The sequence below is a fragment of the Photobacterium piscicola genome, assembly GCF_900166965.1.
GTDB classification, from domain to species: Bacteria; Pseudomonadota; Gammaproteobacteria; order Enterobacterales; family Vibrionaceae; genus Photobacterium; species Photobacterium piscicola.
In genome coordinates, this window is the sequence record NZ_FUZI01000002.1 from 15,420 (window position 1) to 30,966 (window position 15,547).

A 15,547-nucleotide genomic window follows, 5' to 3' on the forward strand; every position below is an offset into this window, starting at 1 on the left:
AGCCCCATTAGTAATAACAGGAACCACCAGTCATGGATATTGATGTGATCGCTATCAACGCAGATTTTGATGTGGAACTCTGCAAAATAATTAAGCAAGTCGGCGCTGAGTTTGGAGCGGTAGGTGAAGGGTTTGGTCCATCAGATGCTGAAGTGTTAAATATGAGCCACTTTTATCACGATGATGTCAGTAGTTTATATTTAGTGGCTTTGGTTGATGGCAAGCTTGTCGGTGGCTGCGGTATTGCTCCTTTCAATAACAGTAAAACAACATGTGAATTAAAAAAACTGTTTCTGTTACCCGATGGGCGCAAACTTGGATTAGGCAAAAAACTTTCCCTTCAATGTTTAACATACGCACAAACAAAAGGCTTTACAGAATGTTATCTCGATACACTATCGAGCATGCAATCTGCAATACGCTTATATGAAGCTCTAGGCTTTACTCACCTTGATATGCCATTAACAGGCACTCAACATGGCGGTTGTGACGTCTGGATGTTAAAACAGCTCTAGAAAAAAGAAATATTTGTTTAGCGAATAGAGAAGAAGAAGAAAAAATAACATCATATACGAAAAAAGGAGAGCCGAGGCTCTCCTTTTAACATAAAACTAGACTGATAAATTACAGTGCAGCTTTTGCCTTTTCCACAAGAACAGTGAAAGTAGCTTTGTCAAATACAGCGATATCAGAAAGGATCTTACGATCGATTTCGATAGACGCTTTCTTAAGACCGTTGATTAGACGGCTGTAAGACATACCATTTTGACGTGCAGCAGCGTTGATACGAGCAATCCAAAGTTGACGGAAAGTACGTTTCTTCTGACGACGGTCACGGTAAGCATATTGACCAGCTTTAGTAACAGCTTGGAAAGCTACGCGGTAAACACGTGAACGTGCACCGTAGTAACCTTTAGCTTGTTTAAGAACTTTCTTGTGACGTGCACGCGCTTGTACACCACGTTTTACGCGAGGCATAGGAGACTCCTAACTAAAATTAAAAAAAATATAAAACTAAAAACGATTAAGCGAACGGAAGCATACGAGCAACTGCAGCCACTTCACACTTAGGAAGGATTGCATTTGGACGAAGCTGACGTTTGTTCTTAGTAGTACGTTTAGTCAGGATGTGACGCTTAGTAGCGTGCTTAAACTTAAAGCCACCAGCTGTTTTTTTGAAGCGCTTAGCAGCGCCACGATTTGTTTTCATCTTTGGCATGAGATGATAACTCCGCATTGTTGATAGTTAATAATCATAGTAATAGGGCGAACAAAAAGCGCTACTTAAAGCAGCGCTTTTTAGCTACTTGAATGCCGTTATTACTTCTTCTTTGGGGCAAGCATCATGGTCATTTGACGACCTTCTACACGATTAGGGAAACTTTCACAGACCGCAATCTCTTCAAGTTCTGCCTTAATACGATTAAGAAGCTCAATACCAATGCCTTGGTGGGCCATTTCACGACCACGGAAACGTAGTGTGACTTTGCCCTTGTTGCCCTCTTCTAAAAAGCGACTCAGGTTGCGTAGTTTTACCTGATAATCGCCTTCGTCTGTACCAGGTCGGAATTTAACTTCCTTGATCTGGATTTGTTTCTGATTCTTCTTTTGCTCTTTAGCAGCCTTGCTCTTCTCGAACAAGTACTTACCATAGTCCATCACACGACAGACTGGTGGCTCGGCATTAGGGCTAATTTCAACTAGATCCACACCAGCATCAAGAGCAACATTCATTGCTTCTTCAATAGAAACAACACCGACTGATTCGCCGTCAAGGCCAGTTAGACGAACTTCACGTACGCCACGAATTTCTTCATTCAGACGATGCGCGTTTTGCTTAACTGGTGCTTGGGTTCTTTTTCCGCCTTTAATACCTTATTCCTCCACAACATTGAGCTTACGATTGCTGATTTCTTCTTGCATAAATGCAATTAATTCATCAATCTTAAATTTACCCAGATCTTTACCCTTGCGAGTACGAACTGCTACTACGCCTGCTTCGACTTCTTTGTCACCACAAACGAGCATAAAAGGCACTCGCTTCAAAGTATGTTCGCGGATTTTAAAGCCAATCTTCTCATTTCTCAAGTCCGCATTGACTCTAATTCCACTTTTTTTCAATTTTTCTACAATTTCTTGCACATATTCTGCTTGAGAGTCAGTAATATTCATCACTACAGCTTGTTGAGGCGCCAACCATGTTGGGAAGAAGCCTGCGTAATCTTCGATAAGAATACCGATGAAGCGCTCTAATGAACCAAGAATTGCACGGTGAATCATAACCGGTGTATGGCGTTCGTTGTCTTCACCTACATATGTAGCGCCTAAACGCTCAGGTAATGCGAAGTCAAGCTGAACAGTACCACACTGCCATGCGCGATCAAGGCAATCGTGAAGTGTAAACTCGATCTTAGGACCGTAGAATGCACCCTCACCTTCTTGAATTTCAAATGGAATATCCATTGATTCAAGCGCGGTAACTAAATCGGCTTCAGCTTTGTCCCACATTGCATCAGAACCTACACGCTTTTCTGGGCGAGTCGATAATTTAACAACAATGTTATCAAAACCAAATGTCTTGTAAGTATCATACACCATTTCGATGCAAGATGTAACTTCTTGTTGTACTTGTGCTTCTGTACAAAAAATATGCGCATCATCTTGGGTGAAACCACGAACACGCATAATACCGTGAAGTGAACCAGAAGGCTCATTACGGTGACAAGAACCAAACTCAGCCATACGTAACGGTAAATCACGGTATGACTTAAGGCCTTGGTTAAAGATCTGTACGTGACCAGGACAGTTCATTGGCTTAATTGCGTATTCACGGTTCTCAGAACTTGTAGTGAACATTGCCTCTGCATACTTATCCCAGTGACCAGAACGCTCCCAAAGCACACGGTCCATCATTAATGGACCTTTTACTTCTTGGTAATCATATTCGTTCAATTTTTCACGAACAAATACTTCTAGCTCACGGAAGATAGTCCAACCGTTATGGTGCCAGAATACCATACCTGGTGCTTCTTGCTGCATGTGGAATAGATCAAGTTGCTTACCAATCTTACGGTGATCACGCTTTGCCGCTTCTTCCAAACGCGTTAGGTGCGCTTTCAGGGCTTTCTTATCGTGGAATGCAGTACCGTAGATACGTTGAAGCATCTTATTGTCGCTATTACCACGCCAGTAAGCACCAGCAACACTTAATAGTTTGAAGTTTTGACAGAAACCCATGTGTGGTACGTGTGGACCACGACACATGTCAATGTATTCTTCATGATGGTAAAGACCTGGACGATCGTCACGAGCAACGTTTTCATCTAGGATTTCAATCTTGTACGTTTCGCCACGTGCATCAAACGCATCACGCGCTTCTTGCCAGCTTACGTTTTTCTTCACTACTTGATATTTAGTTTTTGCTAATTCAAGCATACGCTTTTCAATAACATCAAGATCTTCTTGTGTTAAAGATTGCTCTAGATCGATATCGTAGTAAAAACCATTGTCAATCGTCGGACCGATCGCCATTTTTGCTTCAGGGTACAATTGTTTAATTGCATGGCCTAGCAAGTGTGCACATGAGTGACGAACGATTTCAAGACCATCAACATCATCTTTTACTGTAATGATTTCTAGGCTCGCATCGTTTTCGATAAGATCACATGCGTCAACACGAACACCATCAACACGTCCTGCAATGGTTGCTTTCGCAAGACCAGGACCGATTGAAAGTGCAACGTCCATAGTTGATACAGCGTCATCGAATTGACGTTGACTACCGTCTGGAAGAGTAATAACTGGCATTTAAATATCCTTAAACAGTGGTGCCACACACCAAGTAGCACATGTTGAGTTAATAAAGCTTTTAAGAGAAGCTTTCTATTAATAAAAATGTTTTTACTTTGATGCCGCAATACAGAGCTACATGCTAAGGTAAAAACAGGGGGACACTATACAAACGGTAACAAGATATTGCAAAGGATCACCCTACTTTTTTATATTTTCTATTTTACTAAGGCGTAATTCACAACATATAACTTTTCGATACCAGGATAAATATCATTAATCACTGCTTTTAACTCAGGTAACGTCATATTTTCTTGTTGTGAATGAAAATCATTAAGATCATTAAATGCGATTGGCTCAACGGTTAAAATATTTAAGCGGCAAAACCAACGCCCCTCTTCATATGTCGATACATCAACCGTCGTACCTGGAACATAATAGCTTTCCGCTTCATCACGAATAGTGATTGTTTTTTTTCCTGACAAGATGTCACTTTCAAAACGTGAGAAAAATGTCATTTCCGTCGGGATTATAGTCGAGCTCATTATGGTGTCCTTTATTACCTAATAAATTTCGGCATAGAGTAACCGCTTATGTTCAAAAGTAAACGAGCAATAGCAAAGCGAAAGAAAATAAACATTAAATTAACAGCAACAATACTAAACCTTTAATATTAAAAATAATATATCCTTTAATTTCATCAACCTATCCTTTATTAAATTGTTAATTCATTAAAATAGCATCGACTTCACAGATATATCTAAATAAAATGGACTAAGATGTTGATAGACAAGTTTTATCTAGTCCAATTTAACGCGTGGAGGATGCTATGTGGCAGGCTATTTCTCACCAGTTGTCAGAAGTACTTGGTCGACCGTTCAAAATTAATGAACGTGAGGCTATTCAAGGCGGCGATGTTAACCAATGCTATTGTATTGGTGATGACGAGCAACGTTTTTTTGTTAAACTCAATGATAAAGAACAACTTGCTGTCTTTAAAACAGAAGCCGAAAGTTTACGTATCCTCAACGAAGCTAATTGTGTTCAAGTGCCACAATATTTTCACCTCGGTACATGCCGAGACAAATCCTTTCTTATTCTAAATTACCTTCCAACCAAAACCATTGATGACGACGCGGGTTATAAACTCGGCCAACAACTGGCTCAATTGCACTTATGGGGTGAGCAAGTTGAATTTGGATTTGATTTTGATAACTATATTGGTTTAACACCCCAGCCTAATAAATGGCGTCGTCGCTGGGATAAATTTTTTGCAGAACAACGTATTGAATGGCAATTACAACTATGTGAAGAAAAAGGCCTCCACTTTGGTGATATTGACACAATAACAGCCAATGTCGCTCAACGTCTAAGTAATCATCAGCCAAAACCATCATTACTCCACGGTGACCTATGGCATGGCAATACGGCATTAACCGTCTCTGGCCCGATCATCTTTGATCCTGCGACTTACTGGGGAGATCGTGAATGTGATGTTGCAATGACAGAGTTATTTGGCGGTTTTCCTGCTAGTTTCTATGAAGGCTATCAATCTGTTTATCCATTAGACGAAGGGTATCAAGATCGTAAAGATCTTTATAATCTTTATCATATTCTTAACCACTGTAATCTGTTCGGAGGAGAATATATGGGGCAAGCGCAACATATTATTGCCAACCTTATGTTATGGGACGAATAGCCACAGTGATTTAATTGATAGCACACCAGCACTGTTGCCACTCAGTGTTGGTGTACCATACCGAAGCAATTCACAACCTGAATAACTCGCCGCGAAGCTAATTCACCACAAGGTTCTATAATAATAAACAACAACACCACTAATCCAACACGATCTCTGATTACTTATAATAAGGATCTGTTATGAACAAATACTCAACACAAAACGTTAACTGTCCCCACTGTGGCCATACAATCAGTATTCCTCTTGATGCCAGTGCTGGTAGTCAAAATTTTTATGATGATTGTTCTATTTGCTGTAATCCTATTCACTTAACAATGGAAGTTGATGAACTGCATAAGACGATTAATCTGTTTGTTGATGCTGATGATGAACAAATATTTTAAAATACTTATTTTGTTGCCATTACACGTTCAACCGTATCCACAATTGCTTGTGTCTGCGGATCAATTTCAATATTAATCACATCATTTACAGTACGATTTTTAAGATTTGTTCGGTGTAATGTTTCAGGGATAAGATTGACATTAAAGCAATTATTTTCAACTTCACCTATCGTTAAACTGATACCATCAATACCAATATACCCTTTAGCAAATATGTATTTCATTAATTGCGTTGGGGCAGAAAACCATACTTGATGATTATTTTCAGAGATATTTACGCGACTGACTGTGGCTGTTGCCGAAATATGGCCAGACATCGCATGACCACCAATTTCATCACCAAACTTTGCGGCACGTTCAATATTGACATAATCCCCTTCCGTGAGCAGACCTAAATTAGTCACATTTAAAGTTTCTTGCATTAAATCAAACGAGACTAATTGTTGTTCAATATGAGTAACAGTCAAACAACAACCATTGTGTGCAACAGATGCACCTAAGGTTAATCCTTGCATTAAATTTTCTGGTAACCGAATAACATGGGTCTGGAAATTCATTTTTTTATGAATTTTCACTACCGGTGCAATGCCTTGTATAATTCCAGTAAACATATCCATCCTTATGTCTAATTAACTTAATTGACCTATTATTAAGATCTTGGATCACCCAAAGATATTCCATCTTAGAGTTTTCATGCGTTTAATTATGCAACAATTTCGTCGCTATTTTTTTTTGTCATTTTCTATTTTTTTACATTAAAGTGACACTCTACAATACGATAAGCGTATTACTTGTATGACAATAATACCGCACCAGTAAATAATACGTATTAAAGGTACACTATGACCGCTAACGCCTCATCTACAGTTTCACCGTCTTTACAACAACCACAACCTATTTTACGAATACTGCTTATCGGGTTGTTAGTAGTGTTATCTGGGTATTATATTTGGGTACTTTATAAAGCAATAACACCCAATGTCAGCCTTGCTTATAAGGCTTATTATATAAAAAATCAGACATTATATTGGCAACCAAAGCAACCAAATTTAGCATTAGCCTTACCGACGACATTAGAAACAACAAGTAATATTCCTAATTTATCTCGTGCAGGTTGGAACATTGATGCCAATAATAATATGCGTGAGCTTACTCAACAAGGCGGCTTATATTTCACATTACCCACAGCGCCTACGGCTAATGTTACGATTACATTTACCTTAGCAAAAGCACCGTTGCAGTTAAAACCGATAGCATTCACTTTTAACCATTATCAAGGTTCATTGTTACCGCAAGATCAAGGCAAAACCTTAACAGCGCAATTACCAAAGCAGCAATTTTTATCTTCGCCACAACAATTACAATCTTTGATATTAACTGTCCCAACACCATTACAAGTAACATCAATTAACTTAACACCAATTGATACCAACACATTATCACTGCCACATAACACTGGCTCTATTAATCAAAACATTGGGAACTTAAAATGAATCAGAAACCAAACCCGCTTGATTATCGTTTATCGCTTATTGTGCCAGTTTACAATGAAGAAGTGGCTATCGAACCCTTCTTACATGCTATTAATGACAAGCTAAGTAGTATTCGATCACACATAGATATTGTGTTTATTAATGACGGCAGTAAAGACAATACTCAGCATGTTATTGATAAAATGATAGAACAAGATTCAAGTATCTCATTAATTAATTTTGCCCGTAACTTTGGTAAAGAAGCAGCCATGACGGCGGGCTTAGATTATGTTCAAGGTGATGCTGCCGTTATTATGGATGTTGATTTACAAGATCCACCTGAAGTGATCCTTGAGTTTGTCGAATTATGGCTTACTGGTGACTATGACACTGTCTATGGTGTGCGGGTTGATCGCTCACAAGACACTTATACCAAGCGATTAACTGCTGGCGGCTTCTACCGTTTCTTCAACTTCTTATCGGCTGAAACAACACTACCTGAAAATGCGGGTGACTTTAGACTGATTAATCGCTGTGTAATTGAAACTGTTAAACAATTGCCAGAACGTAATCGTTTTATGAAAGGCTTACTTGCATGGTCATCTTTACGCGCTACAGGCGTTAATTTCCAACGCCCTGAACGTCTTGTTGGTGATACAAAATTTAATTATTGGAAATTATGGAATTTTGCCATGGATGGCATTACCAGTTTTACCGCATGGCCGTTACGTGTCTGGGGCTTTGTTGGTTTTGGTATCTCCTTTTTATCTTTCATCTTTTTAATGTATATCGTTATTAGCGCGTTATGTTTTGGTGTTCATACTCCAGGTTATGCTTCTACTATCTCTGTGGTGCTATTTTTAGGTGGAATCCAATTAATCTCATTAGGGGTTATCGGTGGATATGTCAGTCGTATCTATACTGAACTTAAGCATCGCCCAATTTATTTAGTTGAAGATGTGTACGGTAACTATAGAAAAAAAACTGCACCGTCAAAATCTAAACCATCCCTTTAACCTCGTTGAACAAGTCTAGCAACCATTATGAATGAATCATTTCTAAAACATTTTTGGCAGCTTAATCGTTTTGCCATTGTTGGATTATTAGCCACTGCCGTACATTTGTCAGTGGTACGGTTATACTTTTTCCAAATAGCACATCCATCTGAATATATCGCTAATATCTTCGGGTTTAGTATCGCTTTTTTAGTGTCCTATTTTGGTCATCGGCATTTTACCTTTGCTCAAAAAGGCTCTTTCTTTAAATTTTTAGCGGTGTCTTTATTTGGTTTTTTAATCAATAACATTATTTTGGTGACACTGTTACAAACAGCCCATATAAAAGGTTGGATTGCCGTCACTATTTCAACCTTATGTGTACCAATTATTACTTTTATTTTATCGAAATTCTGGGTCTTTAAATGAATCCCCTATCACTTACAGATATCCGTCTTACTCGTAAAGACTGGTTAAATCTGATCTTTGCTGTCATCGTTAGTCGTGTTGTGATCTACGCTCTTGGTCTTTGGGGCGTAAATATGTTCATGACAGGACATTATGCAGAACAACCATTATTACAAACCATATGTCGTTTTGACTGTGTATGGTTTTACCGCATTATTGATAATGGTTATGATCTTGTTCCACAATGGTTAGGTCAAAAAAATGCCGCCAATTGGGCATTTATGCCATTACAGCCCTTGCTCGGGTGGGTATTCTCGCACTTAACCACCTTTGAAGATCCCATTAATAATTATCGCTTTGGGTTAGCATTTGCGTCTAACCTTGCGTTTTTATTTAGTATTCCAATGGTGTTAATGGTACTAAAACAACTAAAAATCAGTGCAGTAACACGCTCAGCAATGGTATGGATTGTTTGTTTCTCGCCTTACACTGTATATTCCTCTGCAGGTTATACAGAACCATTGTTTATTGCATTAGTAGCCGGAGTGTTCTTATTTAGCTATCGCCAACAATGGTTTTGGGTCGCTATTTTAGGCATGCTAGCCGCTGTTACGCGTAACTTGGGCGTATTTTTAGTTTTCCCTGTATTAATTATTGCGATTCAACACTACGGTATTCAAAGTTTCTTACGCTTTAAAACACCCGCACTAAAAGTATTAGCCGCTATTTGGGTGATCCCGATTGGCTTTTTTGGCTTTATGACTTATATGTATTTTCATGTTGGGGATGCTCTGGCATTTGGACATATTCAAATAGCGTGGGGGCGTCAGCTAACTAATCCATTCCATTGGATAATATTTGGTTTTGAAACAGGTGGGCCTAAATTATACCTCACCATTATGGCACTGCTGGCTTTTGCGCTTAATATTTACTTAGTTGTTCGTAAATATTATGCCGAAGCATTATTTATGTTTATTTGTTTAATATTGCCACTGTCTTCAAGCCTTAACGCAATGCCACGTTATGCTTTTGGGCTTTATCCAACTTTCCTTGGGTTAGCTTTGTTAATTGAACGTTACCCAAGCATAAAAACACCCATGTTATGTATTTTTAGTGCTGCAAGTACCTTTATTGCAATGGGGTTCTTTGGGCATCATTTCTTTACCGTTTAACACATTTCTTTACCAATTAACAAGTAACGTAACAGCTTCGATCTTTAATGTTCGAGGCTGTTTATTTTTATGTGCATTAAATGATAAATAATGTTTGGCTTTGTGGGTTTTGTTTATATAATCCAGCCCCATTTAGGATGCATTATATAGTGACTAACAACTATTGATTATTCCCCTCTTATTTCCTCATTTTTGGAGCCTTGCTGAGTGCAAAACTACAGAAAAGAAACAACGCAACTACTCAAACTTGCTATACCCGTTTTAATTGCCTCAGTTGCCCAAACATCAATGGGTTTTGTTGATACAGTAATGGCGGGTGGCGTAAGTGCAACAGATATGGCAGCGGTTGCAGTTGCAGCAAGCATTTGGTTACCCTCAATTCTATTTGGCGTTGGCTTGCTGATGGCGATAGTCCCTATCGTCGCTCAGCTCAGTGGTTCAGGAAAAAAAGACAAAATACCTTTTGAAATTCAAACTGCCTTTATTTTAGCGGTGCTAATCTCAATTCCAACTATGTTGATTCTTTACAATGCGGGCATATTAATCCACTACATGAATGTGGAACCCGTACTGGCAGAAAAGACAGTTGGTTACTTACATGCGGTATTATTTGCAGTACCTGCTTTTCTCTTTTTCCAAACACTGAAAAGCTTCTCTGAAGGCTTGTCGTTTACTATTCCAGGTATGGTGATTGGCTTTTTAGGATTATTACTCAATATTCCTCTCAACTGGATTTTTGTTTACGGTAAATTTGGCATGCCAGCGATGGGTGGTGTCGGTTGTGGTATCGCAACGGCTATCGTGTACTGGTTTATGTTCTTTGCCATGCTCGCATTCGTATTAATTAATAAACGACTTAATAGCCTTAATGTCTTTGGTACGATCTATCCGCCTAAATTTGCTGCTATTAGCCGTTTGTTTAAGTTAGGTTTTCCTGTTGCTGCCTCATTATTTTTTGAAGTCTCTTTATTTGCAGTCATTGCATTATTGATATCACCTCTAGGACCAATGAAAGTTGCATCACACCAGATTGCAATGAATTTTTCATCCTTAGTGTATATGTTACCAATGAGTATCGCTGCTGCGGTCAGTATTCGTGTTGGTCATAAAATGGGACAAAAAGACATTATTGGCGCTAAAATCGCAAGCCATTGTGGATTACTCGTTGGCATATCATTAGCATTTTGTACTGCAATTCTCACAGTGATTTTCCGTGAACAAATTGCATTACTGTATACAGATAACCCTGAAGTTATTATTTTTGCAAGCCAACTACTTCTATTAGCTGCTATTTACCAATGTAGTGATGCCGTACAGGTTGTTGCTGCCGGTGCACTACGTGGTTATAAAGATATGCGAGCCATCTTCTTCTGTACCTTTATCGCTTATTGGTTACTCGGATTACCGATTGGTTATATTCTAGGTATGACAGATTGGGTCGTTAACCCAATGGGACCGGAAGGGTTCTGGATTGGCTTTATTATTGGCTTAACATCTGCTGCGATAATGCTTGGTCTGCGTATGCGTTGGGTTCACAAACTTGATATGCAAAAACAAATTGAGATGTCATTACGCTAACCGTCAATGATATCTTATTAGAAAAGCGATCTTAGGATCGCTTTTTTTTTGTCTAAACTAACAAAGGCTGCATATGCTTAAACAACTATTAGTCATTGTAGAGTATGATGAAAAAATTATTGTTGCTCGCCATTATTGGTCTATTTTCCGTTATAGGTTGTAAAAAAAACACAACCGATACCTTACTCAACACCTACCAACAACGCCTTACAAATATATTAGACGTTGAGGCTGACACTATTCCTCCGCTAGATATACCCAGTTATCCTCGAACCCATGTCCTCAAACAACCTATTGCAGATATAACAATTGGACTATTAAATGCTTATGAATTACGCCAATGTGGTTTATTTCAATTAATTGCGGAGCGTAATTCAATATTAGGAAAAGTGCAGGATAAAACACGTCGACTACATTACGAGTTATTGTTGTTAAAACAAATTGAACATTGCCTAAATATTCTCAATAGTGCTGATCCATTACAGCTTCAACTTAAAAATATATATCATCAAAAACAACAACAATTACCGCAAGCCATATGGAATATGATATTTACGGGCCAAGAGTGGCGGCAACAATTTACTCTAGGGCATCAATTACTATCGTCTCAACAATTTGGCGGTTATATCGAAAATTTAGCGGCATTTGAGTATGTAGATACATTAACTACAACAATGTTATCGAGTCAGACCACTAAACATTCACTAACAACGAACAATATTGATCAACTACTCCACCATCAACAACAAATTCATAATACCCAATATATTGGCCAGCTGTTTTATTCTATTGCTCGCATTACAACAATAATGAACACCATTACAACGCAACTTATTACTCATGATCAAACTGTTATGTGTGGTAAAAATATCAATCAACAACAAGCGCAATATTTACGTAATGTTTTCTATAAATATTATATCAATGATATTCAGCCATATATCAGTAAATTACATTCTCAATACCAGCAATTACGCCCACATTTGAATAATATTTACGCCATGCTAGTTCAACAACAAATCACCCCACCAACAGCAATGGCAGTATATGCACGCTATTATTTTCAAGGAGAACTGCTCTATCAATTTCAACAAGCAACCCATGATCATGTTCGCTATTGGCAACGATTATTTAAGCGCTGCCAATTTAAGGTTGGACATCAATAAGTTGCTACTAACCTCAATTATCATTTTTGCTACTATGCGTTCATTTAGAGAATAGGTAAACTACACTACATTGTAGAGGTCAGGGAGATAAAAATGAAAAAGCATAAAAATGAAGCAAAACTATTAAAAAAAGCCTTAGAACTGGGTTTCGCCTTTGCAAAAAAACAAGGATTTAATGATTTAGATCGCGGAGTTGGTTCGACCGATCGCGTGGAATGTATTTATCGCTTATTAGTGCAATGTAAACAAATTACGCCATTAGCCGTTGATAAAGAAGATGGCGTCAATATGAAGCATAAATTGGTATTGTGGATTATTCGTCTATTACCGGAAAATCACGAACTGCTTCAATAACTCTTTTCACATAGCCACCAGTAAAATACTGGTGGTGTTCCTCACAAATAACATGCGCAATATCACATTCGTCTAATTAACCATCACCAAATTTAACCAAACTGGCTATTGTGCAAGCAAACGCACTGAATTTACTAAAAAAGTCTATTTAAACACTTGCCTAGAGGAAAGTGACTCGCTACTATGCTTGTCATTCGCTGATTACGATTTAATAGTAATGAAGCTGAATTTGCTCGCTTAGCTCAGTTGGTTAGAGTACTTGCATGACATGCAAGGTGTCACTGGTTCGAGTCCAGTAGCGAGCACCAATTTTAAAATAAATGGCTTAACAGCGATTTATAGCAGTACAATTTGCTCGCTTAGCTCAGTTGGTTAGAGTACTTGCATGACATGCAAGGTGTCACTGGTTCGAGTCCAGTAGCGAGCACCATTTTAAAATAAATGGCTTAATAGCGATTTATAGCAGTACAATTTGCTCGCTTAGCTCAGTTGGTTAGAGTACTTGCATGACATGCAAGGTGTCACTGGTTCGAGTCCAGTAGCGAGCACCATTTTAAAATAAATGGCTTAACAGCGATTTATAGCAGTACAATTTGCTCGCTTAGCTCAGTTGGTTAGAGTACTTGCATGACATGCAAGGTGTCACTGGTTCGAGTCCAGTAGCGAGCACCATATTTTAGATACAACCAAGCCTACTTTTTAGTAGGCTTTTTTGTATCTGGATCATAACAATGTTAATCAATACCGCAGTATGGCGACAACCGGTTGGTAATTAGGTAATATTTATATCAATTATAATAATTGACGATATAACAATGAAAATTACTGTTGATGGTGGCTCGTTTAAAGTATCTATTGATACTGAATTTGAAGGTTTATTGGCTGAAGCAACGGCTGTTTTTGATGAAACGTTAGTTCAAGCTAAATCAAACGACAAAGCTATCTTACGTTTTCTACAAATCATTCTTGAGCATCGTGACAGTGATGATGCTATTGGCTATGCCGTTTTAGGCTTACTGGGTTGGTATAACACTGCGATTAACCCCGTCACAGATAATGATATTGAATTAAACTTGCCTAAAATCGTACCACACCTACTTAATCCTGCTGGCGATATCAATGCCACCAGCGATAATGACACGACGACATTCAAGCACTAATGCAAAATGTCAGCGTCTGTATAAAATAAATAAAAAAGCCACTCGTTTGAGTGGCTTATCACTATCTCATATTCATTTAAAATATGCTTAACTTAACGTAATGCGCTGATAGTTTTTAAGAGACTCACTTTCAGAGCTCTCAAATGTTTTACCTTCACTTTGAATAAAGTACACCGGTAAGTCCTGCTCATTGGCAACAACTTTCCCTTCTACAGGCCCCAAACATAACATGGAGGTTGCCCACGCATCCCCAACAACAGGATCATGACCAAATACTGATGCTGATACCAAATTATGCGTTACAGGTGCACCTGTACGAGTATCTAAAATATGAGAATAATCTTTTTCACCATCCTTAAAGTTATGGTGATAGGTGCCCGATGTATTTAATGAAACACCATCGTCAGCATTAATATTAACAATAGTATAAGGACGAATACCGTCTTTTAATGCTATCGGCTGTTCAATCGCAACTCGCCACTTTTGCCCTTCCAGTTTGCGGCCTTTAATTTTCATATCGCCGCCAAACTCAACCAAATAATTATTAACACCATCGGCTTCTAAAATTTTACTTAGCTGACTAATGGCATAGCCTTCACCCATTGAGGATAAATCCACTTGTACTTGAGGAATGGTTTTTCTGATCCGTAAATGCACAGGATCTATTTCAATCTTATCAATCCCTATGTCTTTTTTAATCGATGCTATTTGCTGTGGTGTAGGGACATGCAAAGTATCCCCCTGAAAGCCCCATAATTTATATAATGGCTGAATTGTTGGGTCATAACATCCATGGCTATCTTTATTTAATTTTTTGGCTAACGACAACATATATATGAAATCTTTAGACGCAGGTTGCCATTGAGTCGATGTACTGTGGTTAAACTCAGAAATATACGAGTCATTCCGATAGGTAGAATATTCTTTATCAATCGCTGCCAACTTTTTATTAAATTGCTCTGTCACTTTCGCAACGGGTACATCCTGTTTTGACCAATATGTCACATGGTAAGTAGTACCTTCAGCAAAACCAGAGATCTTTTGTAACTTTGGCGCTTGGCTACAACCAGACAATACAACAATAGCTGATAACGACAACGCAGCAACATAGCTTCGCTTTAATAATAACTGTGGCGAACGGGTGAACATAAAAAGGCCTTACCTATCTAAACAATGCCCGCAGTCTAACAATAGCGCGGCAATAACTCTAGATGGTATTAGCATATAAGCACCCCCCAACAGTCCTAATGCAAATATCCTACATCAAATTATTTCAATAATACATGCACTGCAACAATTGTTAAATATTTGTTTTGTCATTGTTTCATTACTTAAAAACGAAAGCATAAAAACGTGACTATCAAGCTA

At 38.4% G+C, this 15,547-nt stretch carries 18 protein-coding genes and 4 tRNA genes; 15 read left to right on the forward strand and 7 right to left on the reverse strand.

Annotated elements, in window-relative coordinates; translation table 11 throughout:
- Positions 1-32 precede the first annotated feature (32 nt).
- Positions 33-515 (forward strand): GNAT family N-acetyltransferase, encoded by a 483-nt coding sequence (locus tag CZ809_RS06300; RefSeq protein ID WP_080156592.1) that lies wholly within the window; start codon positions 33-35, stop codon positions 513-515.
- Positions 516-624: 109 nt separating this feature from the next.
- Here the strand turns inward: CZ809_RS06300 and rplT are convergent, their stop codons facing one another.
- From rplT to yqfB, 5 genes are all read right to left on the reverse strand, one after another.
- Positions 625-978 carry a 50S ribosomal protein L20 gene (gene rplT / locus CZ809_RS06305; RefSeq protein WP_036795101.1) on the reverse strand — a complete coding sequence of 118 codons (354 nt, stop codon included), beginning with the start codon at positions 976-978 and terminating at the stop codon, positions 625-627.
- Positions 979-1,024: 46 nt separating this feature from the next.
- Positions 1,025-1,219, reverse strand: coding sequence for a 50S ribosomal protein L35 (rpmI, locus tag CZ809_RS06310; RefSeq protein WP_005367387.1), 195 nt, complete (start codon positions 1,217-1,219; stop codon positions 1,025-1,027).
- Positions 1,220-1,320: 101 nt separating this feature from the next.
- Positions 1,321-1,872, reverse strand: a complete 552-nt coding sequence (infC, locus tag CZ809_RS06315) for a translation initiation factor IF-3 (protein ID WP_080156593.1) — start codon at positions 1,870-1,872, stop codon at positions 1,321-1,323.
- Positions 1,873-1,875: 3 nt separating this feature from the next.
- Positions 1,876-3,807: a threonine--tRNA ligase gene (gene thrS, locus CZ809_RS06320; protein ID WP_080156594.1), complete on the reverse strand. Its 1,932-nt coding sequence runs from the start codon at positions 3,805-3,807 to the stop codon at positions 1,876-1,878.
- A gap of 200 nt (positions 3,808-4,007) precedes the next feature.
- Positions 4,008-4,334: a N(4)-acetylcytidine aminohydrolase gene (yqfB, locus tag CZ809_RS06325; protein ID WP_080156595.1), complete on the reverse strand. Its 327-nt coding sequence runs from the start codon at positions 4,332-4,334 to the stop codon at positions 4,008-4,010.
- Between the two features lie 284 nt (positions 4,335-4,618).
- On the opposite strand from yqfB, the gene CZ809_RS06330 reads away from it, so the two are divergent.
- Both CZ809_RS06330 and CZ809_RS06335 read left to right on the forward strand, forming a co-directional pair.
- Positions 4,619-5,488: a fructosamine kinase family protein gene (locus CZ809_RS06330; protein ID WP_080156596.1), complete on the forward strand. Its 870-nt coding sequence runs from the start codon at positions 4,619-4,621 to the stop codon at positions 5,486-5,488.
- A gap of 182 nt (positions 5,489-5,670) precedes the next feature.
- The gene (locus tag CZ809_RS06335; protein WP_080156597.1) at positions 5,671-5,874 is read left to right on the forward strand and encodes a CPXCG motif-containing cysteine-rich protein; all 204 of its coding nucleotides are present in this window, start codon (positions 5,671-5,673) and stop codon (positions 5,872-5,874) included.
- A gap of 5 nt (positions 5,875-5,879) precedes the next feature.
- On the opposite strand, the gene CZ809_RS06340 is transcribed toward CZ809_RS06335, so the two are convergent.
- Positions 5,880-6,485: a riboflavin synthase subunit alpha gene (locus tag CZ809_RS06340; protein ID WP_080156598.1), complete on the reverse strand. Its 606-nt coding sequence runs from the start codon at positions 6,483-6,485 to the stop codon at positions 5,880-5,882.
- 231 nt (positions 6,486-6,716) lie between these two features.
- On the opposite strand from CZ809_RS06340, the gene CZ809_RS06345 reads away from it, so the two are divergent.
- From CZ809_RS06345 to CZ809_RS06400, 12 genes are all read left to right on the forward strand, one after another.
- Entirely contained in the window at positions 6,717-7,367 is a 651-nt protein-coding gene (locus CZ809_RS06345) for a hypothetical protein (protein ID WP_080156599.1), read from the forward strand.
- Positions 7,364-8,362 (forward strand): glycosyltransferase family 2 protein, encoded by a 999-nt coding sequence (locus CZ809_RS06350; RefSeq protein ID WP_080156600.1) that lies wholly within the window; start codon positions 7,364-7,366, stop codon positions 8,360-8,362. The genes CZ809_RS06345 and CZ809_RS06350 overlap by 4 nt, the downstream gene beginning before the upstream one ends.
- A gap of 27 nt (positions 8,363-8,389) precedes the next feature.
- A complete protein-coding gene (locus CZ809_RS06355; RefSeq protein ID WP_080156601.1) occupies positions 8,390-8,770 on the forward strand; it encodes a GtrA family protein in 381 nt (126 codons plus the stop codon).
- Entirely contained in the window at positions 8,767-9,921 is a 1,155-nt protein-coding gene (locus tag CZ809_RS06360) for a hypothetical protein (protein WP_080156602.1), read from the forward strand. The genes CZ809_RS06355 and CZ809_RS06360 overlap by 4 nt, the downstream gene beginning before the upstream one ends.
- A gap of 207 nt (positions 9,922-10,128) precedes the next feature.
- On the forward strand, positions 10,129-11,499 hold the full coding sequence (locus CZ809_RS06365; protein ID WP_080156603.1) for an MATE family efflux transporter: 1,371 nt from the start codon (positions 10,129-10,131) through the stop codon (positions 11,497-11,499).
- A gap of 107 nt (positions 11,500-11,606) precedes the next feature.
- Positions 11,607-12,665: a DUF3080 family protein gene (locus tag CZ809_RS06370; RefSeq protein WP_235865849.1), complete on the forward strand. Its 1,059-nt coding sequence runs from the start codon at positions 11,607-11,609 to the stop codon at positions 12,663-12,665.
- A gap of 93 nt (positions 12,666-12,758) precedes the next feature.
- Positions 12,759-13,019: a DUF5062 family protein gene (locus CZ809_RS06375; protein ID WP_036795114.1), complete on the forward strand. Its 261-nt coding sequence runs from the start codon at positions 12,759-12,761 to the stop codon at positions 13,017-13,019.
- Positions 13,020-13,250: 231 nt separating this feature from the next.
- Positions 13,251-13,327: transfer RNA gene (locus CZ809_RS06380), tRNA-Val, on the forward strand.
- A gap of 45 nt (positions 13,328-13,372) precedes the next feature.
- Positions 13,373-13,449, forward strand: a tRNA-Val gene (locus tag CZ809_RS06385).
- A 44-nt stretch (positions 13,450-13,493) separates the two neighbouring features.
- Positions 13,494-13,570: transfer RNA gene (locus tag CZ809_RS06390), tRNA-Val, on the forward strand.
- A 44-nt stretch (positions 13,571-13,614) separates the two neighbouring features.
- Positions 13,615-13,691: transfer RNA gene (locus CZ809_RS06395), tRNA-Val, on the forward strand.
- Between the two features lie 143 nt (positions 13,692-13,834).
- Entirely contained in the window at positions 13,835-14,179 is a 345-nt protein-coding gene (locus tag CZ809_RS06400; protein ID WP_045036162.1) for a hypothetical protein, read from the forward strand.
- A gap of 87 nt (positions 14,180-14,266) precedes the next feature.
- Here CZ809_RS06400 and CZ809_RS06405 read toward each other — a convergent pair whose 3' ends face one another.
- On the reverse strand, positions 14,267-15,328 hold the full coding sequence (locus CZ809_RS06405) for an FAD:protein FMN transferase (RefSeq protein WP_080156605.1): 1,062 nt from the start codon (positions 15,326-15,328) through the stop codon (positions 14,267-14,269).
- Positions 15,329-15,547 lie beyond the last annotated feature (219 nt).